Annotated in this window: 17 protein-coding genes and 1 pseudogene; 7 read left to right on the forward strand and 11 right to left on the reverse strand. The window is 58.3% G+C overall.

Annotated features, from left to right (window positions below; all coding sequences use genetic code 11):
• Positions 1-29: 29 nt before the first annotated feature.
• From M0D69_RS16995 to M0D69_RS17010, 4 genes and pseudogenes are all read right to left on the reverse strand, one after another.
• A complete protein-coding gene (locus M0D69_RS16995; RefSeq protein ID WP_301783119.1) occupies positions 30-2,336 on the reverse strand; it encodes an LPS-assembly protein LptD in 2,307 nt (768 codons plus the stop codon).
• Positions 2,337-2,378: 42 nt separating this feature from the next.
• Positions 2,379-4,610, reverse strand: a pseudogene (gene bamA, locus M0D69_RS17000) (outer membrane protein assembly factor BamA); the annotation flags it as partial.
• Positions 4,611-4,829: 219 nt separating this feature from the next.
• Positions 4,830-5,288 (reverse strand): hypothetical protein, encoded by a 459-nt coding sequence (locus M0D69_RS17005; RefSeq protein ID WP_301783121.1) that lies wholly within the window; start codon positions 5,286-5,288, stop codon positions 4,830-4,832.
• Between the two features lie 132 nt (positions 5,289-5,420).
• Positions 5,421-5,591, reverse strand: a complete 171-nt coding sequence (locus M0D69_RS17010) for a hypothetical protein (RefSeq protein WP_301783122.1) — start codon at positions 5,589-5,591, stop codon at positions 5,421-5,423.
• A gap of 924 nt (positions 5,592-6,515) precedes the next feature.
• Here M0D69_RS17010 and M0D69_RS17015 point away from each other — a divergent pair.
• Positions 6,516-7,652 (forward strand): porin, encoded by a 1,137-nt coding sequence (locus M0D69_RS17015; RefSeq protein WP_301783123.1) that lies wholly within the window; start codon positions 6,516-6,518, stop codon positions 7,650-7,652.
• A gap of 131 nt (positions 7,653-7,783) precedes the next feature.
• Here M0D69_RS17015 and M0D69_RS17020 read toward each other — a convergent pair whose 3' ends face one another.
• Positions 7,784-8,089, reverse strand: a complete 306-nt coding sequence (locus tag M0D69_RS17020) for an NIPSNAP family protein (protein WP_301783124.1) — start codon at positions 8,087-8,089, stop codon at positions 7,784-7,786.
• A 188-nt stretch (positions 8,090-8,277) separates the two neighbouring features.
• On the opposite strand from M0D69_RS17020, the gene M0D69_RS17025 reads away from it, so the two are divergent.
• Both M0D69_RS17025 and M0D69_RS17030 read left to right on the forward strand, forming a co-directional pair.
• The gene (locus tag M0D69_RS17025; RefSeq protein ID WP_301783125.1) at positions 8,278-9,723 is read left to right on the forward strand and encodes an MFS transporter; all 1,446 of its coding nucleotides are present in this window, start codon (positions 8,278-8,280) and stop codon (positions 9,721-9,723) included.
• 39 nt (positions 9,724-9,762) lie between these two features.
• Positions 9,763-10,203: a TIGR02594 family protein gene (locus tag M0D69_RS17030; RefSeq protein ID WP_301783126.1), complete on the forward strand. Its 441-nt coding sequence runs from the start codon at positions 9,763-9,765 to the stop codon at positions 10,201-10,203.
• A gap of 51 nt (positions 10,204-10,254) precedes the next feature.
• Here the strand turns inward: M0D69_RS17030 and M0D69_RS17035 are convergent, their stop codons facing one another.
• The 3 genes from M0D69_RS17035 to M0D69_RS17045 form a co-directional block, all read right to left on the reverse strand.
• Positions 10,255-10,647, reverse strand: coding sequence for a VOC family protein (locus tag M0D69_RS17035; RefSeq protein WP_301783127.1), 393 nt, complete (start codon positions 10,645-10,647; stop codon positions 10,255-10,257).
• A gap of 149 nt (positions 10,648-10,796) precedes the next feature.
• Positions 10,797-11,438 (reverse strand): MAPEG family protein, encoded by a 642-nt coding sequence (locus M0D69_RS17040; RefSeq protein ID WP_301783128.1) that lies wholly within the window; start codon positions 11,436-11,438, stop codon positions 10,797-10,799.
• 152 nt (positions 11,439-11,590) lie between these two features.
• Positions 11,591-12,028, reverse strand: a complete 438-nt coding sequence (locus M0D69_RS17045; protein ID WP_301783129.1) for a MerR family transcriptional regulator — start codon at positions 12,026-12,028, stop codon at positions 11,591-11,593.
• A 67-nt stretch (positions 12,029-12,095) separates the two neighbouring features.
• Between M0D69_RS17045 and M0D69_RS17050 the strand changes: the two genes are divergently transcribed.
• The 3 genes from M0D69_RS17050 (at position 12,096) to M0D69_RS17060 (ending at position 17,061) form a co-directional block, all read left to right on the forward strand.
• Positions 12,096-13,328, forward strand: a complete 1,233-nt coding sequence (locus M0D69_RS17050) for an NADH:flavin oxidoreductase/NADH oxidase family protein (RefSeq protein WP_301783130.1) — start codon at positions 12,096-12,098, stop codon at positions 13,326-13,328.
• An 801-nt stretch (positions 13,329-14,129) separates the two neighbouring features.
• Positions 14,130-16,091 (forward strand): DUF6600 domain-containing protein, encoded by a 1,962-nt coding sequence (locus tag M0D69_RS17055; RefSeq protein WP_301783131.1) that lies wholly within the window; start codon positions 14,130-14,132, stop codon positions 16,089-16,091.
• A 409-nt stretch (positions 16,092-16,500) separates the two neighbouring features.
• A complete protein-coding gene (locus tag M0D69_RS17060) occupies positions 16,501-17,061 on the forward strand; it encodes a DUF4337 domain-containing protein (protein WP_047849230.1) in 561 nt (186 codons plus the stop codon).
• Between the two features lie 27 nt (positions 17,062-17,088).
• Here the strand turns inward: M0D69_RS17060 and M0D69_RS17065 are convergent, their stop codons facing one another.
• From M0D69_RS17065 to M0D69_RS17075, 3 genes are all read right to left on the reverse strand, one after another.
• Entirely contained in the window at positions 17,089-17,721 is a 633-nt protein-coding gene (locus M0D69_RS17065; protein WP_301783132.1) for a histidine phosphatase family protein, read from the reverse strand.
• Between the two features lie 179 nt (positions 17,722-17,900).
• A complete protein-coding gene (locus M0D69_RS17070) occupies positions 17,901-18,731 on the reverse strand; it encodes a polysaccharide deacetylase family protein (protein ID WP_301783133.1) in 831 nt (276 codons plus the stop codon).
• On the reverse strand, positions 18,728-19,822 hold the full coding sequence (locus M0D69_RS17075; RefSeq protein WP_301783134.1) for a glycosyltransferase family 4 protein: 1,095 nt from the start codon (positions 19,820-19,822) through the stop codon (positions 18,728-18,730). The genes M0D69_RS17070 and M0D69_RS17075 overlap by 4 nt, the downstream gene beginning before the upstream one ends.
• A 580-nt stretch (positions 19,823-20,402) precedes the next feature.
• On the opposite strand from M0D69_RS17075, the gene M0D69_RS17080 reads away from it, so the two are divergent.
• Positions 20,403-21,239, forward strand: a complete 837-nt coding sequence (locus M0D69_RS17080; protein WP_301783135.1) for an alpha/beta hydrolase — start codon at positions 20,403-20,405, stop codon at positions 21,237-21,239.
• Positions 21,240-21,251: the final 12 nt, after the last annotated feature.

The following is a 21,251-nucleotide window of genomic DNA, read 5'->3' on the forward strand; positions in this document are numbered from 1 at the left end:
GTGCAGGACAGCAATCCTGCAGTCCATCGTCATTCGTAGTCCGAGAACCGCGACTCGGGCGCAGCCGGTGAGGGCAGTGGCGTATAGCCGGGAATGCTCGCGCGGAATTGCGAGGACAGTCCGTTATCGACTTTCGTCAGCCCTTTGAGTTGAAGCTGTAGCAACACGCGGGTTGCGCTGCTGGCTACGCTCGTTGTGGTGGACACGTTGGTATATTTTTGTACCGCCAGGCTGAGCGACCAGCAATCCGCGTCGTACTGAACGCCGAGCAACCCGGCCACGAGGTGATGAGCGACTATGTCGAAATTGGCCTGGCCCACGGCGTAGATCCTGCGGCTCAGCGGCCACTGCCCTGACGCGACAATCTGGTTCTCCGCCTCGTTATCGAGGTCCTCGTCGGCGCGTGTATACCGGTAAGCAAGGCTGACCACCTCGCGATCCGCCGGCTTCCAGGTGAAGCCGGAGGTCGTCCGGTCGAACCGGTCATGCTGCTCGTCGTACTGGACCGCCTGCTCGGTCGAGAAGCCGGCGCCGATCTTGATCGATCCTCCAACAATGATGTCGGTGCCGCGGACATCGGTCACGGATTCGCCCGACTCCAGCACGACCTGCGGATTGGTGAAATAGTATTCCTGCGCGATCACGAAGCGGGCGCGTTCGTCTCCGGTAGCCTGGTTGATGAACCGTGTCGTCACGGCAGCAGTGAGCCGGTTCAGGTCGGCAACCCTATCGCCGCCGACGAAGGTGTTGTCCGTGAAAATCTGCGCTAGTCCAAAGTCCTCCTCGCCCGTGTCGAAGACCGGTGCGAAGGTCTGATTCCGGTAGGGCGTATAGACGTAGTACAACCGGGGTTCCAGCGTCTGGATATAGTCCGTCCCGAACAGGCGCACGCTGCGTTCGAACACGAGTCCGGAGTCCAGGCTGAAGGTGGGCACATTGAACGAGAAGTCATGTGGCTGCCCTGTCGGCGCGCTGCTTCCGATCGAGGTCAGGTCGTAGGCAACGTAATGCCATTGAACCTTCGGCGTGATGAACCATCCCGGTCCGGACAGCGGATAGCTGACAAACGGATTGAACGTGAAGCGGCTGCCTTCGGTGGAGTCGGCGGTCGAAATGCTGAATCGCGTGACGTCTGCCTCTGCGCCAAAATCGAATCCGCCGGCGTTGTACTTCGCGTACTTGACATCGAGTTCGGGGTCGCGATTGTAGGGCGGCGACGTGCTGAACGATTGCCAGCGCTGGACGCGCGCGAGCACTGACCATGGACCGTTGTTGTAGGTCACGCCCGCTTCCTGCTGGAAGATGTCCTGCCCGTTGATCAGCGCCGCGTTATTGGTGCTCAGGTCCGTCGTGACGTTGACGTCCGACACACTCGAATAGTTGATGTACGCACCGAAACCGTCACCGAAGTTCTGATTGTGCTGGATGTTGATCGAATAGCGGTTGGTCTTGGTGATCTCGTCGCTGGGCAGATATGCGATGGTCGCGGTGCCCGAATACGTGGGCGTCAGATAGCGGAAATTCGTTGTCAGCATGACGCCCCGTTTGGACATGATGCGTGGCGTCAACGTCAGGTCATAGTTCGGCGCAATGTTGAAATAATACGGGAGGGTAAGGTCGAATCCATTCGTCGAACTCAGCGAGAAGGTTGGCGGAAGAAGACCGCTCTGGCGATTCCCGGACAACGGGAACGACAACCATGGGCTGGCGAAGATTGGCACACCCCGGAAGAACAGTACGCCGTTGTGGGCGATGCCTTCGTCCGATCCCTGGTCCATGTCGAAACGTGAAGCCTTGAGGTACCAGGCCGGATCGTCTTCGCACTGGCACGCGGTGTAAGTGCCGTGATGCACAACTGAACGCTCGTTATCGATCAGGTCGATGCGCTCGGCGCTGCCCGAGCCACCCGTCAGATTGAAGTGGTAGGTCGGCGTAGTCATGGTGCCCTCGTTGGCATCGACGTGCAGATGGGCTTCCGGACCGGTGAAAACGTCGTAGCCGTCGACGACATGCACGTGGCCGTAGGCATCGGCTACGTTACGGTCGACGTCGTAGTGGACAGCGTCGCCCTTCACAAGGGTCGTATCGCGCCGTATCTCGCCGCTGCCCTTGAGCGACATGTCACGATCCTCATCGCCGTCCGCCGAATCGCCGACACCGAACACGGCGGGCGAAGAGTTTGCCGGCAACGGATGTTCTGTGACTTCAGGCGCGAATCGCAGGCCCCAGGGCGGTTCGATCGATTCCGCCTGTGATGCCGCGCCGCTTAGTTGCGCGCGAGTGGGCGAAGGCGCGAGGAACATGACGATCGCCGCTGCAACGGCAATATGACGCATGCACGGCGTGAACCCGATGGGTGTTTCTGCGGACACCACGGGTTAGAACGACGTGCCAATCTGGAACTGGAACTTTTGATATTGGTCTCCCGCGTGGCGCACGATCGGGAAGCCCATGTCCAGCTTGAGAGGCCCGATAGGGGAGATCCACTCGAGGCCCGCGCCATAGCTGTAGCGCAAGCCGTTGGCGCCGACGCTGTTGCCTTCGTTGCCCCAGACATTGCCGCCATCGACGAAGGTGAACACCCGCAAGGTCCGGTCGTACCCGGTGCCTGGCAGGGGGAAGGTCATTTCTATATTTCCAACGACCATTTTCGAGCCGCCGATGGGGTCGTTGGTTGTGGCGTCGCGCGGACCAAGCGAACCGGACTCGTAGCCCCGCACCGAACCAATACCGCCGCCGTAGTAATTCTTGAAGATCGGATAGGCCTGGCCGTTTATGCCGTGACCGTAACCGGCCTGGAAATTCAGGCCAAGAATGAAACCTCTCGCCGGCGTGTAATAGTATTGAGCCTGAATATCTGATTTGTAGTACTGGGTATTTCCTGCCGGCGTGCCGAGCTCCGCGTTGGTCTGGAGAAAGTAGCCTTTGCTCGGTATCAGCGCGCTATCGCGTGCGTCGTGTGACCAGGCCGCTGTCACGGGAACGTTGTTCACCACCCGCCCGAAATCGGCCACGTAGTCCAGGTAACTTTGTGGCGTTGACGAGTCCGTGTTGAAACGGTCCTGCTCGAAGCCGGCGCCAAAATAAACCACATCCGACTCGGAGAAGGGGATGCCGAACTTCATATCCGCTCCGACCGACGTGATCCGAAAACTCGTATCGTTAAAGTTATAGAGCGGATAGGTGGTTCTGTAATACACGTCGGTAATGCGCTTGATCCCGTCAATCGTAAAGTAGGGGTCGGTCTGGGTCACCGACAAAGTCCGGTACGTCTGCGCCGTGTTCACGTTGACAGCGAGCGTGGTTCCGGAGCCGAACACGTTTTCCTGCGATACCCCGGCCGACAGTACGATTTTGTCGCTCGAATCGTAACCTGCGCCCAGCGTGATCGCGCCCGTTGGTTTCTCTTCCACCTTGACGTCCACGTCGACTTCGTCGTTGGTACCTGGAACCGGAATCGTGGTTACCTCCGTGTTCGTGAAATACCCCAGGCGATCGATCCGCTCCTTCGAGAGCTTGAGACGGGCGCTGTCGAACCATGAACTTTCTATCTGGCGCATTTCGCGACGGATCACCTCGTCGCGCGTCCGCGTATTACCTTCAATATTCACCCGACGCACGTATACGCGGCGCCCCGGATCGACCTGCAGTGTGATCGCGACCGTGTGATGGACCTGGTCGATCCCCGGCTGGGCATTGACCTGTGCGAACGCATAGCCATATTCGCCCAGCTTGTCGACTACTGCCTGGGTCATGGCTTGCAGTTTTTCAGCCGAAAAACGGTCGCCGGCGCGGATGGAGATGAGTTTTTTTAGCTCGGCGTCGCGATCGAGCAGATTGCCGGCAAGCTGGATGCTTGAAATGGTGTACGGCTCACCCTCGTGAATGGTGATGGTCAGGTACATGTCCTTCTTGTCGGGCGAGATCGACACCTGCGTGGAGTCGATGTTGAACTCGAGATACCCGCGGTTCAGGTAATACGAGCGAACCTTCTCCAGATCCCCCGTCAACTTTTCCTTCGCGTACAGGTCGTTCTTCGTGTACCACGAGAACCAGTTAGGGGTCGACAATTGCATCTCATCGAGCAGTGTCGTGCTGCTCGCAACCTGATTGCCTATGAAGTTGATCTGGCGAATCTTCGCGCTCGGACCTTCCGTCACGGAGAACAAAATGGATACGCGATTGCGGTCGATCGGCGTGACCGTCGTAGTAACGTCGGCGGCGTAATAGCCCCGTGTCAGGTATTGGCGCTTCAGTTCCTGTTCGGCTTTGCTGACAAGGGCCTTGTCGTAAGTGCTGCCTTGCGACAGGCCGACCGAACGCAATGCTTTGGCTAGGTTGTCTTTGTCGAATTCGTGAATACCGGCGAAGTCGATTGACGAGACGGCGGCGCGCTCCTGCACTTTCACGATGACCACATTGCCCTGGGCCTCGATCTGGACGTCGTCGAAGAAGCCGGTTGCATAGAGTGCGCGAATGGTTTCCGACGCTTTATCGTCCGAGAAGACGTCACCTCGTTTGAGCGGAACATAGGCGAAGACCGAGCTGGCCTCGATGCGCTTCAGGCCGCTTATCTGTATATCCTTGATGACAAAGCTGCTGGTCGCGGCAAACACGGTCGGCGCAATGAACGCGTTCAACGCGATGGCGACAACTGAGTGAGCGGTGCGTAAGTTTCGGAAGTTAAATTTCATTTGATGGTCTTGACGAGCATATCGGCCCGAATGTGTTGCTCTGCTATCCGTGTCGTCGTATCGGACGTGATCGGTGCCGCGTCTGGCCTGAACTCGCTATTTCGGGCCGCTCACGAACTGCGCTGTATTAGCTGGTTACTGCAAGGGGCCGCTGGCGTGCGTTGGAATCTGAACGAGTCGTGCTGCGGCTATGAGCGCATCGACCATGGGCGGGATTTGTTCTCGGGGAAGACAGAATGAGATGTCCGCACCGCCCTGAAGGCGAAACGTGAGAACCAGGCTTTTGCCGTTATCGATAGCGCCAAGTTCCCAACCTTCGCAGCCCATCGCGAAGTTGATGTGCGGCGTTGGCCGAAGCATTCGTTCCGACTGCATGATCGCGGCGGGCAGCACTGCAAGCAGTTCCCGGAACACCGAGTAGTGGAACGTGAGTGTGGATTGCTCGCTATGCACCACCATATGTTTACCGTCGGGTTCCAGTTCGATCCGGTTGATTGAAGTAACGCGCACCGGTCCGGGCGGATCGATCTTCTCGATGTTTTCCGCCTGAACCGGGTTGCGCTGGGAATCAACTCTGTCTTTCACTAGAGGCATATTTTGTAATCCTTATCATTTTGTAAGGTATTGCCGGGATTGGCAACAATCTGGTGGCAAGCTCACTGCCTTGCTATTCGATTACAGAAGGATTTGGAACCTGTGGCAGATGCGTTGGCCGAAAACCCGCCGTTATCGGCTGCCGTTTCGCCGGAAGGCGGCCGGCTTCTTGACGTTGTCGCGGAAGAAAGCCACGCGATCTCGCCCCGCCGAGGCGGCCACGAGCATCTCTGAAAACAGTGGTGTTGAACTGGCTCGCAAAACCGCTGCAAGAACTTGTGCGGAAAGAATATGTTTCATCATGGTTGCTGCCCTCGCGTGCAAGTCACTAGACGAGTCACTAAAGTAGCCCGCAATGTGACTCGGTGCGTTACGGCTTCGTTACCGCATTTCTCACCGGAAATAGGGGATGGTTTGGCGAGCTTGCCTGGTGGTGTAGAGGAACGCTGGATGTAAGGCAGTCGCTCAGGCTTGTGGGTCAAGCTTCCGATCAGATTTGTTGCGATGCTCAAGCCTCTCTTTCGCGCGAGTGAGAAGCGCACAAGACGGTGTGCCAATGGAAACAGAGTTTCTGCCAAGAGACAGAGTGAAATGATTGGTGAGGACTTGATGCAGTCCGCTTGGTCGGCAAAGCGACGGGTGCTGCTTCTTCATCACGATCTCATACTTATGTTTTATTTTGTTTTAACCATAGCGCAATTATGGTGGTGTTAACTACGGAATGACATGGGGGGACCGGGTATCGCGCATTCGAATCAGGGGCGAATCGACAAAGCCATGACCCTTTCTCCTTCTGTATAAACGGCTATCGTGCCGCGTTTTATTCGTCACCAAATTGTTCCAGGATATTCCCCATCGTGACCGGAAGGTACGTGATGACCTGCTGATCGTGTCTCGCGTCTTGTCAATCGTTGCGCGGCTTACCCCGCGCGCGCCTTTCCAGAGAACCGTTTCCCGGCTAATAGCCTTCACTCAGGCTCGCTGCCTGATGCAAACCATCGCGTTACTTTTTTCACGTGAAGCAACGCTTGGTAACGAGGTTTGTTGTCTGCTTCCAACGGCTCTCGCAAAACACTGCTGTTTAATGGTGCCCGTCTAACCGACGCACGGCGACGTCGATTAGTACGCGCAGCGATGCACGTTTATCTGACGAGACACGCGGAGTTCGTGGCCTTTGGTATTGGGCAAGCAGACCGCGTTGCTCAATCGTATTTTCGGAGAATTGAAATGAAGAAATCCCTTCTTGCTCTCGGTGTCATGGGCACCTTCGCCGGAGCCGCACACGCTCAGAACAGCGTGACCCTCTATGGCCTGATCGACGCAGGCATCACCTATACAAACAACCAGAGCGGATCCAAGAACGTTCAGGCAACCAGCGGCCAGGTTAATGGCAGCCGATGGGGCCTGCGTGGCTCCGAAGACCTGGGCGGCGGTCTCAAGGCCATCTTCACGTTGGAAAATGGCTTTAATATCGACACCGGCAAGTTCGGCCAGAACGGCGCTGAGTTCGGCCGTCAGGCGTTTGTCGGTTTGTCGAGTAACCAGTACGGCGCGGTCACCCTTGGCCGGCAGTACGACTCGGTTGTCGACTATCTCGGCCCGCTCGCGCTGACGGGTACGCAGTTCGGCGGTACGCAGGCGGCTCACCCGTTTGACAACGACAACCTCGATAACTCCTTCCGCATCAACAACTCGGTCAAGTACCAGAGCGTCAACTATGGCGGTCTCAAGGTCGGCGGCCTGTATGGCTTCTCGAACGCTGCGGGTGGTTTCGCCGACAATCGTGCGTACAGCCTTGGCACATCGTATAACTACGGTCCTTTGAATGTTGCCGCCAGCTATATGCAGCTCAACAGCGCGGGCTCGACGCTTAACTCGTCCGGTGCGGTGACCTCCGACGCTACGTTCTTGGCGGGCCGTCAACGCACCTATGGCGCGGGTGTCAGCTATGCATTCGGCGCGGCAAACGTCGGTTTCGTGTTCTCGCAGACGCATCTGGACAATGCGACGGGCATCGGTGCGTCGGCTTCGGGTACAACCAATGGCCTCACGCTGACGAACGGCAGCGCGCGGTTCACGAACTATGAAGTGAACGGCCGCTACAACTTCACGCCGGCATGGACCTTGTCGGGCGCTTATACGTTCACGGACGCAAAGCTTGACGGCGTCAGCCCGAAATACAATCAGGTGACACTGCAGACGGCATATGCATTGTCCAAGCGCACCGACGTTTATCTTCAAGGCGTGTATCAGCACGTGAGCGGTACGGGTGATTCGGGCCTGACCGCCGACATCAACGGCTTGACCGCGTCTTCCACCAATAGCCAGGTCGCTGCAACGATCGGTCTGCGTCACCGCTTCTAAGCGAATGAATGCGGCCTTTGATATCGTGAGTCGGAAGGCCGGGACTTAGCGCCTAAGCTCGGTGATAGGCCTACTGAGCAGGTTTGATGAGCCGGGGAAGTTCTCCCGGCTTTTTTATTTCCAGTCCGCATTTAGTCGAAGACGGGACGAAAGAAGCTACGCTCGTAGCTGACAATGCACCGCGTTTCTTCCGCGTATTTGAATGCTGCCTGGCATTCCGGATCGCCCTGTGATTGTTGACGGTAGCTTTCATAAGCCGACAAACTCGGAAATGAAAACAACGCCAGCGCGACATTGTTAGCGCCTTCCGACGGCAAGAAATAACCATGATGCTGACCCCCGAATTTCTCGACTAGCGGGATCCACATCTTGCCGTAGGCTTCGAATTCCTTGAGTCTGGACGGTTCGATAATGTAGCGAAGGTAGCAGGTAATCATGGTGTGTCCTTTAGGGAGGGGCTTGATCGGATAATATCGCGGTTGGCCGGTGGACTTGCACTAACCGCCTGGACAAGCCGCCCAGGTAAGCTATAGACGTAAACGCCGGATCGATCGGCGCTGCTCCAGCGTCAATGTCAACTATCGCGCATCGCAAAGGCGGTGGCGCCATACAACCGGGATTTCCGATGAGCAACAGTTCGTTGCCTGCACCTTCTGCCGCGCGCTGGCTGCCTTACATAGTCGCGGGAACATTCTTCATGGAGTATCTGGACACCACCGTCATTGCGACCGCCTTGCCGCAGATGGCCCGTTCGTTCGGTGTCGGCCCGAATGCGCTGAGCATTGGGATGACGGCCTACATGCTCGCGCTGGCGATCTTCATTCCGGTTAGCGGCCGGGTGGCCGACCGCGTTGGTTCGCGTACGGTGTTCTTTAGCGCGATCGTCGTATTCGTGATTGCTTCGGTGTTGTGCGGCTTGTCGAACTCGGTCGCGGAGTTCACGGCGGCGCGTTTGCTGCAGGGTGCGGGCGGCGCGATGATGGTGCCGGTGGGGCGTCTTATCGTGGTCCGCAGTACGGAGAAAAGCCGCCTCATGCAGGCTATTTCTACTATCACCTGGCCCGCGATTGCGGCCCCGGTCGTCGGGCCGCCTATCGGCGGTTTCATCACTACGTACGCGTCGTGGCGGTGGATTTTCCTTTTGAACGTGCCCTTCGGAATTTGCGCGCTGATCGCCGTCGCCATGCTTGTTCCGAACTTGCGCGGCGCTGAGCGCAAGCCACTCGATGTGATTGGTCTCGTGCTGAGCGGCGCTTCCCTGACTGCGATTCTGTATGGCGCCGAACTGGCCAGCCAGCCCAACAGCAATCCATGGATTGCCGGGGGCGTAGTTCTTGCCGGCCTCGCGATCGGCTTCGCTGCGGTTCGCTACGCGGCTGGTCACACGCATCCGTTGATCGATTTTTCGACACTGAAGATTCCGACGTATTCGGTGACGGTCCTAACCGGTTCCCTAACGCGTATTGGCATTGGCGCCGTGCCGTATTTAATGCCGCTCCTGTTCCAGATCGGCTTCGGTCTTTCCGCTTTCAAGTCAGGCCTTTTGTTACTTGCCAGCGCCCTTGGAAACCTCGGCATGAAAGCGCTGACCACGCGCATTCTGCGGCGCTTTGGCTTCAGGTACGTCTCGATAGTCGCCGTGGCCACTGCCGGAATATTCACGATCATATGCGGCCTGCTTACGCCTCTTTCGCCGCTGGCATGGGTGTTGATCGTGGTCTTCGTTTATGGTGTGGCGCGGTCGATGCAGTTTTCCTTGCTCGCGACACTCGCTTACGCGGACGTGGGCTCCCCGCAGATGAGTGCCGCGAGCACGTTATGGAGTGCGGCCGCACAGATGACAATAGGGCTCGGCATCGCCTATGGCGCTGTGGCCTTGCGGGCTGCCGCGCTTATCAACGGTGAGACGGCGAGTGCAGAAGGTATGCATTTCTCACTCGACGACTTCCGGCTCGCGTTCCTGTTCGCCGGCTTGCTGACGCTGCTGTCCGTCTGGGGTTACTTCAAGGTTGCTCGGGATGCCGGTCAGAGCGTAGGCGGTGGATCGATGCGGCAGAACGCATCGCAGTAGCCTGTTAAGCCCGATTTACAGCGAAGAGTGATCTCAGGCATGACTACCGAAATCGATGCACCCGCCTGGCTGTCTTTGGCCTTCGCCGAGCGTGGTGTCCGGCCCTTCGGGCCGGGCGAAAGTAATCCGCGTATTGTCGAATATAACGGCCACACCAACCTGGCCGGCTACGACGACAAGATCTCGTGGTGCTCGTCGTTCCTGAACTGGTGCTTCGCGAACACCGGCCACCGTGGCACGGGATCGGCCCTTGCACGTTCCTGGCTCGAGTGGGGACGAGCCCTCGAAGCGCCGGTTTACGGGTGCATCGTCGTATTGTTTCGAGACGATCCTGCTAGCTGGAAGGGACATGTCAGCTTTTATCTTCGCCATGACGCTGAAGCCATTTACCTGTTCGGTGGCAATCAGCTTGGAGAAGTCCGCGAAAAAGCCTATCCGCTAACCTCGGTGCTGGGTTACCGCTGGCCTGAGTCAATCTGATATTTTCTGCGCGGCCAGCATTTTTGATGCGTGCATGACTCGGCTTTACACTCACGCGGGATCGTGGCAGCACACGCAAATCTTGTTTCCGTCCGGGTCGCGAAAGTACGCCCCGTAGTAATGCGGGTGATACTCGGGCCGCAAACCGGGTGGGCCGTCGCACTGGCCTCCGTTCGCCAGCGCCTTTGCATGACAGCGATCGACGGTGTCACGATCGGGTGCAAGAAGGGCGACCATCTGTCCGTTGCCGGGGGGGGCAGTGTTCCCATCGAACGGGGTCCCGATCAGGAACAGGGGGCGTGGCGCATTGGCTGCGACCCAGCCAGCCCAAGGCCTGTCCTCTTCACGGAACTTTAATTGCAGTCGCAAAGCTTCCATGATCGGTGAGTAGAAACGCAAGGCGCGATCAAAGTCGGTAACCCCTATAAAGACGTGTGAAAACATCTGGCCATTCCTTCGTTAAGCGATGAGTAAGCAGTAAGTAAACGCAGCGCCATCATGATGAAGCCGGTGCAGGGCGTTTGCAATCCGTGAGATGCGTTCCATCGAGCGTGGTTTGCCGCCGCAGCCGTTATCAATCAAGCCGAACCTGTTCAAGCGCCGGCCGGCCTCGTTGCACGCACGAGAAAAGCTTCCACGCAGCCAAACATCACGAGCGGCGCGATAGCACCAGCAGGTCCCGCAATCTCATAGCCGATCCTCGCGCAGACATAAAGGAGGACAAGCATGCTTTGCATCATGCCGGGAGCGCCAATGGCGCGATGCTGCGACCCATAATGGTATCCAATCCAGAAAGCGAAACGCGTAGCTATCCACACCGCGGTGGTCGCGGCAACTGCGCGCATCGAGCGTCCGTCGGAACAGTAGAAGGCCAGCGCGAACAGACCGGGGACAAACAGGACAAGTTGTTCGAGCGTGTGCTGGAGATAGCGAAGGTTGATCGTCATTCGACGCGTTTCATAACCCGACAACGGATCGATGGCGGGCGAGCGCAAGCGTTCATGCGCGACTGCTTCAATGCCCGAGAGGAAGCAGAAAAGGATCGCGATGCAGCAGCATTTGAGAGCAAACATCAGGCGGGCGAGCGTATCTTCCATGCCGCTAAGCGGCGGCAGGAAATAGTAGACGCCGAGCCACAAAGCGATAGTGACGGGAAACGCGATCGCTATCTCCACAAACAAGGTCGATTGGTGCCGGCGAATATCACCCGCGCCTATTCCAAGGGCTTTCTTCATGGTTGCCTCCCTAAGGCCCAAGCCGGCCCGCTGAAGTTAGCATAGGGCCTTTTGAAGGCGCGTCAACGCGGCAGAACCCGCGGTCGAGGGCTGTTGGCGAGACGCACAAGACGCTCGAGTTTCGAGGCCAAGCCGTTTCCTGGCGTACCTATTCAGACGGCAATCCGTCGCTTCAAGCCAGGTTTTCGCTGCGCCGGCTTGCGCACGCCGGCAGCCAGGTCCGCCACGTCGACGCATTGACCCTCGGCCCATGTGTCTCGAAGTGTGGAACGCAAAGCGCGAAGGTCGTCACGTTGCGACCGCAGCGTAGCCATCATTTGCTCGATTTCATTGAGGCGCGTATCCAGTCGATCCAGCAATTCCGCTTGCGGAAAGCCCTTGTTATTCGCAAAGACACTTCGCATGGCGTCGAGAGAAAAGCCCAGGTTTTGCGCCATTTGAATGACGAGAAGCCGTTCTAACACGACCTCCGAATAGACCCGATAACCATTGGCGCCGCGCTCGACGGGCGGCAGCAAACCGCTTTGTTCGTAGAAGCGGATAGCCGAAGGCGCCATGGCGGTTTTGGCCGCTAGTTCACCGATCTTCATTTCGCTTGACCTTCAAGTTAACTTGAAACTTAGTATAAGGACTTTCCATTGCCGGCTACGCGTAACGATGACTTCTTCCCTATTTTCCCCACTGGATCTGCCCAACGGAACCCGCGTGCCGAATCGTCTCGCCAAGGCCGCCATGGAAGAAAACATGGCCGGTCCAGGGCAGTTGCCAGGCGCTGCTCTCCAGGGGCTCTATCGGGCCTGGGGCACCGGCGGCGCGGGGCTGATCATTACGGGCAACGTTATGGTCGATGGACGTGCATTGACCGGACCCGGTGGTGTCGTGCTCGAGGCGGACACGCCGCTTGGCGAATTTATCGAATGGGCTCGTGCGGCGCGTCAGGGAGGCGCGCAGGTCTGGATGCAAATAAATCATCCCGGGAGGCAGGTTCGCGCTGCAATGCGCGGCAAGGTCTGGGCACCGTCGGCAGTTGCGCTGGATCTCGGCAAACATAGCAAACTCTTCGGTCAACCAGAATCCATGTCGGAAGCTGACATCCACGAGACGATTGGCCGCTTTGCCGCGACGGCTCTCGCGGCAGAGCGGGCCGGTTTCTCTGGCGTCGAGATTCATGCCGCACACGGCTATCTGCTGTCGCAGTTTTTATCGCCGCTCACCAACCGTCGCGACGACGCGTGGGGCGGCAGCCTCGCCAACCGTGCTCGTTTGTTGCTCGATATCGTGCGTGCAGTGCGAGCGTGCGTATCACCCGATTTTTGTGTGGAGGTGAAGCTCAACTCCGCAGATTTCCAGCGCGGAGGTTTCTCGGCGGAGGACGCGCGGCAAGTGATCCTGTGGTTGAACGAACTGCCTGTCGATCTTGTCGAGTTATCCGGCGGCAGCTACGAAAGCCCGGCGATGCAGGGCGAGGCCGCCGACGGCAGGACGCTGGCCCGCGAAGCCTATTTTCTCGAGTTCGCCAAAGAACTCGCGACTGTCGCCCGGATGCCGGTCATGACCACGGGTGGTATCCGCCGCCGGGCAGTGGCGGAACAGGTGGTGGCGAGCGGGGTTGCGATGGTGGGCATTGCAACAGCTTTTGCGCACGTTCCCGATTTGCCCAAGCGCTGGCTTTCGGACGAAGAATCAACGGTACAGGAACCGCAGGTGACATGGAAGGACCGGGCCTTGGCCGCGCTTGCCCGCATGGCAGTGATAAAACGCCGCTTACGGGCGCTCGGCGCAGGACACGCAGCGTACCACCAATACTCGCCGGTCCTGAGTCTGGTCATCGACCAATTGCGCATGCACAGGCTGACGCGGCGGTATAGACGCTGGCAGCAGCGTGGCTGAACTGGCAACGTCGATTCCTTGCGCCGCTCTCAATGAGCTCCACTACTCCCCGATAGATAAGTGATCCTGAGCATATCGGTTTGGAACGACGCGATAGACACATCGCCGGGCGCTAGGGTTTTGCTGACTCGTCGAATTGCGAAGACGGTGCTTGACCAGCAAGCCGATCTCGCTCGATCTCGCCGGATGGTGAACCGTGCCCATAGTCAACGCATGTTTGCGACGCCAAGCTAACAAACCTTTCGATTTCGGTTTGACCGCTACGATCTCAATGACGTAAAAAATATTACGCGGTCCAAGCGCTTTCGTTTTAGAGATGTAACACGGCATAAGCCTTAACCGAAGATCGACGGATGGTTTGTATCGTCCTTACAGATATTAATAAAGCGGCTTGAATGAGATGCGACGCGGGGCGAGCGGTGTTAGCAATCAAACTTCTCCATGCCAGGTAGCCTTTGCTTTCACAACTTGGCCTTCGATTCCCTGTAACAGTCGCACCATCGTTTGAAACCGAATGTATGTAATGTGAAATGTGTCATCCGCCGGTGCCAAGGCCGCGTTAGACAGGCGTGTCTCAGGTCGAAGCTTGACCTGACAAACTGAAAACTACCGGAGATTGCACCCATGAAGGTAAGCTTGCGCCGAACCCATGCAGCCGTACTTTCTGCCATTGCATTGTTAACAGTGGTTTCAATTCCCGGATGGGCTCAATCGGTCCCGTCACCGACAGCGCAAGCTGCAACGGCTGGTGACCCTCCAGGCCGCGTCGCACGTCTTAACTACTTAGACGGCAGCGTGACCATGGAACCCGCTGGTGCGACCGACTGGTCTTACGCTCAACTGAACCGTCCGCTCACGACCGGTGATCAACTATGGGTAGACAGTGGTGCGCGCGGCGAACTGCATGTTGGATCGACGGCTCTGCGGGTGGGTCAGCAGACGGCGTTGAGCATGGTCAATATCGACGACCGGAATTTGCAGTTGAAGGTAACGCAAGGCACGCTCTCAACGCGTGTCCGTACGTTGCCGGCCGGGCAGACCATCGAAATAGATACACCTAACGTCGCCATGCAGGCGTCGAGCCCGGGTGAATTTCGTGTTGATGTCGCGCCCGACGGCAATTCAACCACGGTGACGTTGCGCGCAGGCACGGCCACACTTTACGGCGACGGCGGTGCGGTGCAGATGACTGCAGGCCAGCAGATCACGTTCACTGGCGTGAATCTGCAGCAACAGGCCAGTGGATCGGCGCCCGGTCCCGATGGCTTCGACCAATGGGTAGTGAGTCGCGATCGTGCGGAAGATGCTTCGGCATCCGCACGATATGTGTCGCGGGAGATTCCCGGTTACGAGGATCTGGATGCGAACGGCACATGGCGCAGTGATCCGACGTACGGCGAGGTCTGGGTTCCGACTGTCGCGGTATCCGCGCAATGGGCACCGTATCGCGAGGGTCACTGGACGTGGATTGCGCCGTGGGGCTGGACCTGGATCGACGACGCTCCCTGGGGCTTCGCGCCTTTCCACTATGGTCGCTGGGCACATCTCGGCGATGCCTGGGCGTGGGTGCCGGGGCCGGTGGTGGTCGCGCAGCCGGTGTATGCACCGGCGCTGGTGGCATTCGTTGGTGGTGGAGGCGGTGGTTCGCACTGGGGTGTCGACCTGGCGATAGGCGGTGCCGTGGGCGCAGGGGTGGCGTGGTTTGCGCTGGGTCCGCATGAGCCGTGGCATCCGGGATCCGGTTATAGCCCAAGCTATTACAACCGGGTTAACAACGTGAACATCACGAATGTGCACAACACGACCATCGTCAACAACATCACGAACATACACAACACTTATATCAATCAGCGAGTGCCCGGCGCCATCACCGCCGTGCCCGCAAACACGTTCGTGCATGGCGAGCCGGTAGCACGGGCGTCGCACGTCCTGACGGCGCAGCAGATTGACCGGGCGCAGATCGGGGCGGGTACGCCTGGCATCGCGCCGGTACGCGGCAGCTTCACGGGCGGAATGCGACCCGCCAATGCCGGTGCGCCTGCGCTGGTCGCGCAACGGCAAGTCGTGGCTACCCGTGCGCCGGTTGTGCCTGCTGCATACCGGGACACGCTGGCACAACGCTTTGCCGGCAGCGGCGGTCGTATCGCAGGCGCCGGTGAGCCGATCGTGCGCACGACAGTACCTGCATCCTTCGTGCGTCCGTTGAACCACGGCGCGCCTGCGTCGCCGCAAGGCTATCGTCTGGTGAACAGAACGCAAGCGCGTCCGGTTCAAGTGCAAGGCGCGCCAGCTGGGAACGTTCAACCGAATGCGCCACGCGAGGAAGCGCACGCGCCGCAAGCTCCGCATACTGCTGAAGTCATGCAACAGCATGCGCCTTTAGCCGCTGAGAATGGCGCACAGCGTGCGCCTTTGGCCGCTCAAAATAGTGCGCCGCGTGCGCCGGCCGAAAACGTTAGCCACGAGCCCGCGGTACATGCTCCCCGTCCTGCCCAGAACGAGCCCCAAGATGTACGGCAAGAGCAACAAGCGCAACCGCCGCACGCGCCGAATGCCCAGCAACAGCATGCCGCGCGGCAAGCTGCGCCTCGTGGCGACGAACATCCGGTGCAGCACGCGCCTCCTGTCGCGCAGCCGGTATCGCATGTGGAAAGGCCTCAGCCTGCCCGTCCGCCGGTTCAGCAGGAAGCGCATCGGGCGGAGCCGCCGCATCCACGGCCGGAGGCTCATCCGCCCGCACAGAAGGAAGAGCATCCGAAGTGAGCCGGTAACGCTGCTATGGGGTTGGCCGTCGGTCTTGTTCGTCTCGGCGAGCATGATTGACGGCTTGCCGGAGAGTGCAGGTCGAGCCGGGGCGAGTGCTGATCGTGCCCCGCCTTATGCGTCGACGTTGGGTCGAGTACGTCATACCTGCGCAACTTTGTTCTGCTAGCTTCTAGTGCGCTTAGAGACGGTTAGCCTATAGCGTCGGGCGCAGGCATATGAGTGAATTCCTTAGTCGCTAAAGCCAACGGGTTTTTTGTCTACCCGCCAAGCGCTGCGATAATCCCGGACATCCTGGTAAGAAGCGATTGCACCAAGCCATCGCCATCGCCTGTCCTTGTCTTGCCGGACCTGGCACTAAACCCCACTTGCTATGCGAATAACGAGTCTTAACGGCGGAACCTAGTCTATGTCGAATGAACACGCCCCTCACGAGCATGCAGTTGAACATGCTGCGCATGCAGGCGATCCACTCTCACGATGGGTGGCCGTTTTTACCGCCATTCTTGCAGCTATATCGGGTCTTTTGCACTATGAGGAAGGGGTCCTGCAAACGAAGTCCTTGCTGTTCAAGAACGACGCCGTGCTGCTACAAAGCAAAACGAGTGACGAATGGAATCTTTATCAGGCGCAATCCAGCAAGGGACACCTGATGGAGCTCGCTGCCGAGTTGTCCGGTCCGGAAAAGCAGGCGTATTACCGCGACCAGATCGCCAAATACGAGCAGCGAAAGAAGGAGATCCAGGCCAAGGCGCACGATATGGAAAAGCAGGTGGAGGAAGCGAACCTGCAATCCGAGCGCAAAGAGCATCCGCAACACATGTTCGGTCAGGCGCTTGCGTTAATCAACGTGGCGATTTCGCTAGCGGCTATTACGTCGCTCACAAGCAGTCGCAAGCTGTTCGTGCTTGCGGGCTTGGCGGGCGTTGCGGGGATCGGCGTGTCGATTGCCGCGTTCTTGAATATCTGAACCGGTACGCCTGGTTCACCGCTTGGGCTAGGTCCCTGGGCACGCCACGGCGCGATGGTTCAGGTCCTGGTGCTCGACACTAAACGCCGCATTGATCTTGTCCGTACTTTGCGTGAGGCGCAGCACATAGATGCTGTCGTAATCCGCACTTGCCCAATTAGGTATGCTTGCCGGATCGCCGCCGGCGTCGCCAACGATCTGGCGGGCGAGTGCCTCAATGATCTTGTGCTCCCAGGCGACAACGACCAGGCTGCTTTTGTATTGAGGCGCCAGCAAGGTCGTGCGCAGATCGTCGGTTTTGGAAAAACCAATCGATGCGTTCACGGGCAGACCAAAGTAAATAGCGGTCGGCTCGATTGTCGCTAACGGGCGAACATAGTCGTACTTCGTGCCGTTATCGTTCTTTTGCTTAGCCGGATCGGGCGCGAAGATAAAGTCTGGTTTTCCGTACTTGCTCTTAATGACCTGGGGCAAAGCAAGCGCGCGATTCAGACCTTGGCAACTCAGTTGACCGAGCCCGGTAGAAGGTTTTTCCCCGTGTCGAACCATGACGATTGTCTCGACGGTGTCGGCAGCGGCGTATGCCGGTATTGACCCGAGCGTCGTAATGGCGAGCATTAGCGATAGACCCCTGAACTGCGGGCGGCTGCAATTTTTCATGAACGGTCCAGCCATGTGGCGTGTGAGCCGCGATTCTAGCAATTCTAGGCCCGGCGTCCCTTAAGTGAGGCCAAGCGGACCGTGAGTTATTGCAAAGCAAGCCGCGCTATCTTCCCCCGGCTTGGCCCGAAGGCTTGGTCTGTACCCAATCCCTCGCACGTGGCGAGGGGCACAACCGGTCACCGCTTCACTGCCAGATAAGCACGGCTCAGGGCCGGCCGGCTATGTACCCACAATCGCGATGCAAGCCACGACGGCGGCCGGTTACGCACTTCCAGCCGATAAATCGAACATTCGCTGGCTTGCTCCTGCCCGCGAACATTCGGACCCATCTCGCACGTGTAGAAGTGCCGAAAACCCGTTTCGCGAGCGACTCGCCGGTAGTCGTCGTCGTAGTAACCTTGAGGCCAGCAAAGATGGTCGGAGGCCTCGCCCAAACGCGTTTCGAGCGCCGCACGTGCAGTGAGCAGGTCACGTTTCAACGACGCACATTTCTCTTCGCGGTTGGGCGCGACTTTATCCCAGCGCACGTGGCTATGCGTGTGGCTATGAAACTCGAACGTGCCCGCGTGACGCATGGCATCGATCTCGGACCATCGCAGGATTGCGCGATCAGCTTCCCCGTTCTCGATAGCCCGTTCGCCTTCGTGATGATCCAGCAACTCAGGAAGTTCATCGCCTGAGTGCGCGTGAGCGCGTGGCGCTCCATCGCCGGGCCAGCTCGTGACCAGAAAGCACAAGGCGGAAAAACCGTGCTGCTGCAGCACCGGATGGGCATGGACCCAGTTGTCGAGATAACCGTCGTCAAAGGTCAGGACCACGGACTTCGCTGGCAACGATGCCCCGGCCAGATACGCGCTCAATTGCTTGGCGCCTACTGTCCGATAACCCGCTTGAGCGAGATAGGCCATCTGAGCCGCAAAGTGATCGGGCGAGACTGTGATCATTCCCGGCGAGGTGCTGATGTGGTGATACATCAGCACAGGAACCGCATTCGCTTGCCGTCTCACGCCTGAGGCCGCCGTTCGCTAATGCCGCGCCGGTAGAAGTCGATGGTTTCGTCGGCCATGCCGTCGATCGTGAAACTGGCATCGGTCAGCAGGCGTCCCGCCGCGCCGAGCTGCGCGCGCAGTCTCGGGTTATCGATCAGGCGGCCAATGGCCGCTCGCAACGCCTCTATGTCATGCGGCGGCACGAGCAGGCCGTTCACGTTGTGCGTAATCAGTTCAGGCACGCCGTCGACGTCCGTGCCGATGACCGGCAAGCCTGCCGCCATCGCTTCAATATAGGACTGACCCAATGCTTCCTGATGCGTCGGCAGCACGAAGAAATCGCAGCCCCGCAGCACGTTCGGTATGTCCGTGCGAAAGCCCAGCAAATGGATACGCTTGCCAAGCCCGAATCCGTCGACGATGTTCTTGATCTTGTCGAACCACGGCCCGTCGCCCGCCATCACGACATGCAGGTTCGGACGTTCTGCGAGCATGGGCCGGACTGCATCGATCAGATCCTCATGGCCCTTCTTATCGCGCACGATGGCAACCATGCCCGCGATGATAGCGTCGGCACCGAGCCCGAGTTCCGTACGCAAGGTGGAATGCGAAAGGGCTTCGGGTTTGACGATACCGTCGTAGATCGTTTCGACGCGACTCTTCGATACGCCCGCTGAAATCAGGTATTCCCGCACGTGGCGACTCACCGCAATGACGCGATGCGGAATCCACGTATAGGTGGCAAGCGAGCTGATGGGCAAGGCGAGGTGCCGCGTGCGGACCACCAGCGGCGTGCCGGCGAGCCGGCCGGCGGTTCCCGCAACGATGCTGTCGTGGCCGCTATGCGTGTTGAGCACGTCGAATTTGCGGCGCGACAGCAATGCCTTGACGGCCAGCATGGACGAGACGTCTGCTCCGCCTTTCATGCGCGCGTGGTGAACGGTGAAACCTTCCTCCTCGGCGCGCATGCCGAGCCGGGCGTCCTCAGGGCAGACGACTTCCACGGCGTGGCCACGGGAGCGCAATACGATCATCTCCTTGAGCGTCCGGTGTTCCTGGCCGCCCCAGCCCCTGGAGGACTCGCTATGCAGTATTCGTAATGCTTTCATCTGTTCACTACCTTCCGGCAGCCCGTAAACGTTCTGTAGTGGACGTAATATATAGTAATAATCCGCGTAAATCGTGGGCGAATTGAAAAAACGTCCGCGTGAACCTTACGGATGCAAGAGAGTTTCGGCGCGTTAGCCGAAACGTTGAACGCTGTCGGTTCAGCGCCGCGGCTGTCGATTTATTCCCTGTTAAATTGCAAACGTTTGCGAGGCGATCGGAAGAGTTTTTTTGATGTCATCTCGATCGAGAGAACCTGAAAGCCATTGACAACCGGTCGTCACATTCCTTCGGACTAAGAACGGAATGTCTTTTCGTTGCAACGCATGGGAAAGGTCGGGTAAGGAGTGTGTCAGGCGAACCGGTAGGGGAGAACTTCAGTGGCGACCTGAATCGCGCGAATCCGCGCGTCAAAGGATACGAATTTCGGTGTGCGGATACATATGCATGGAGTATGGCAGTCGACGATAGAATATATTTTACATTCCACTCGGCGCTTTGTACTCTCTGCCCGTTTCCAGTTCATCAAGTCGCTACGCCAGGCAAAGTCACACGGGCTTCTTAGCCTTTCAGGAGCGTTGAATGTTTCTACACCGGCCGCGTTGGTTTCGGTTGTGCTTGTCGTTTGCGGTCATCTGCTGTCTCGCAGGCTCCCCTGTTTTTGGACGGGAAATTGCGCTGCATCACTCCTCGGCTGATGATGGCCTCGTAGAAGATCTGCCTTTGCAAGGCGGAGGTTTCCAGCGCGTTTTGTATTCCCCTGCCAGGCACGACACAAAAGGCATCATCGTCATGTTCCCGGGGGGCACCGGAGAGATCGACATTGAGAAGAGCGGACACGTCAAAAACGCGAAGAATTTTGTGGTGCGCTCGGACGATCTTTGGCGTGAACGAGGTTATGGCATCGTTCTGGTTGATGCTCTCGCACATCAGTCCATGCGAGGGCAGCGCAGTAGCGCTGCGTACGCAGAGCTAACGAAAAGGATTATTGAGTTTGCGCACAGGCAGGCGAATGTCCCGGTATGGGTACTCGGTACAAGTCAAGGGTCTATTGCCGCCATGAGCGCTGCGTCACACGCAGGAGGAACGCAGCTTGCCGGCCTGATCCTGACCGAGTCCGTGTCCATTCTCGGTGGATCTCACGAAACGGTTTTCGATGCGCATCCTGAAGATGTGCGCGTTCCTTCGCTTGTTGTCGCGAACATAGATGCTCGTTGCAAGGTTGCACCGCCTTCGATGGCTCAGTCAATCGCGCAAGCTATTCGCCACGCGCCAACTACAGTCTTGACCGTCAGCGGCGGCGAGCAACGTTCCCGGGATGACTGTGCCTCCTTATCTGCGCACGGCTACTATGGAATAGAAGAAAAGGTCGTCGATAACATCGTCGACTGGATGCAGAAAACGCAAAACCGGCCGTGATTTGAAGGGGTA

The sequence above is a fragment of the Caballeronia sp. SEWSISQ10-4 2 genome (assembly GCF_030464885.1).
Taxonomy (GTDB): Bacteria; Pseudomonadota; Gammaproteobacteria; order Burkholderiales; family Burkholderiaceae; genus Caballeronia.

Coding starts and splice junctions, on each gene's coding strand:
- M0D69_RS17040 (WP_301783128.1), bottom strand. CDS start 11,438: ATGAAGAAAGCCCTTGGAATAGGCGCGGGTGATATTCGCCGGCACCAA.
- M0D69_RS16995 (WP_301783119.1), bottom strand. CDS start 2,336: ATGCGTCATATTGCCGTTGCAGCGGCGATCGTCATGTTCCTCGCGCCT.
- M0D69_RS17050 (WP_301783130.1), top strand. CDS start 12,096: ATGACTTCTTCCCTATTTTCCCCACTGGATCTGCCCAACGGAACCCGC.
- M0D69_RS17055 (WP_301783131.1), top strand. CDS start 14,130: ATGGAACCCGCTGGTGCGACCGACTGGTCTTACGCTCAACTGAACCGT.
- M0D69_RS17015 (WP_301783123.1), top strand. CDS start 6,516: ATGAAGAAATCCCTTCTTGCTCTCGGTGTCATGGGCACCTTCGCCGGA.
- M0D69_RS17025 (WP_301783125.1), top strand. CDS start 8,278: ATGAGCAACAGTTCGTTGCCTGCACCTTCTGCCGCGCGCTGGCTGCCT.
- M0D69_RS17045 (WP_301783129.1), bottom strand. CDS start 12,028: ATGAAGATCGGTGAACTAGCGGCCAAAACCGCCATGGCGCCTTCGGCT.
- M0D69_RS17030 (WP_301783126.1), top strand. CDS start 9,763: ATGACTACCGAAATCGATGCACCCGCCTGGCTGTCTTTGGCCTTCGCC.
- M0D69_RS17010 (WP_301783122.1), bottom strand. CDS start 5,591: ATGATGAAACATATTCTTTCCGCACAAGTTCTTGCAGCGGTTTTGCGA.
- M0D69_RS17075 (WP_301783134.1), bottom strand. CDS start 19,822: ATGAAAGCATTACGAATACTGCATAGCGAGTCCTCCAGGGGCTGGGGC.
- M0D69_RS17020 (WP_301783124.1), bottom strand. CDS start 8,089: ATGATTACCTGCTACCTTCGCTACATTATCGAACCGTCCAGACTCAAG.
- M0D69_RS17060 (WP_047849230.1), top strand. CDS start 16,501: ATGTCGAATGAACACGCCCCTCACGAGCATGCAGTTGAACATGCTGCG.
- M0D69_RS17080 (WP_301783135.1), top strand. CDS start 20,403: ATGTTTCTACACCGGCCGCGTTGGTTTCGGTTGTGCTTGTCGTTTGCG.
- M0D69_RS17035 (WP_301783127.1), bottom strand. CDS start 10,647: ATGTTTTCACACGTCTTTATAGGGGTTACCGACTTTGATCGCGCCTTG.
- M0D69_RS17065 (WP_301783132.1), bottom strand. CDS start 17,721: ATGAAAAATTGCAGCCGCCCGCAGTTCAGGGGTCTATCGCTAATGCTC.
- M0D69_RS17005 (WP_301783121.1), bottom strand. CDS start 5,288: ATGCCTCTAGTGAAAGACAGAGTTGATTCCCAGCGCAACCCGGTTCAG.